Origin of the sequence: Pseudarthrobacter sp. B907, assembly GCF_040137805.1 — a bacterium.
Taxonomy (GTDB): Bacteria; Actinomycetota; Actinomycetes; order Actinomycetales; family Micrococcaceae; genus Arthrobacter.
Genome location: NZ_JBEEQE010000040.1, coordinates 1 through 546 on the forward strand (window position 1 = coordinate 1; position 546 = coordinate 546).

Here is a 546-nt window from a genome sequence, read left to right on the forward strand (position 1 = left end):
CAATGCGCAGCATCTTCCGGCCTTCTGGTGCCAGTGTCATCTGTTTTTCCTTCGTAAGTGGGCCGGGTATCGGCGGCGGGTTGGGGATGGGAGGGTCGGCGGTAGCGGAGCTGGTCACCACCCGGTGTACTGGGCTGCGGCGTGGAGAATGAGGACGAAGCCCATCAGTCCGCTTAAGCCGACCGCCCAGGCTTCAGCCTGCTGCCGCCTGCGCCGCCTCCGGCGCTTGGCGGCCGCTGTTCCGGCCGGGGTCGGCCGGAGGGCCAGGGGCCGATTGGCTCGGTTGATGTCCGCCATTGCCCTCAGCACTCCACGACGTTGACGGCGAGTCCGCCCATGGCGGTTTCTTTGTAGTTGGAGCTCATGTCTTTGCCGGTTGCGCGCATGGTCACGATGCCTTCGTCGAGGGAGCCGCGGTGGGTGCCGTCGCCCCAGAGGGCCATTTTGGCGGCGTTGATGGCTTTCGCCGCGGCGATCGCGTTGCGTTCGATGCAGGGGATTTGCACGAGCCCGCCGATCGGGTCGCAGGTCAGGCCGAGGTTGTGT

1 protein-coding gene is annotated in these 546 nt (G+C 66.5%); it reads right to left on the reverse strand.

Annotated elements, in window-relative coordinates:
* Positions 1–302: 302 nt before the first annotated feature.
* On the reverse strand, positions 303–546 hold a 244-nt coding region (locus ABLI39_RS17350; RefSeq protein WP_349414795.1), incomplete at its 5' end, for an L-serine ammonia-lyase, iron-sulfur-dependent, subunit alpha.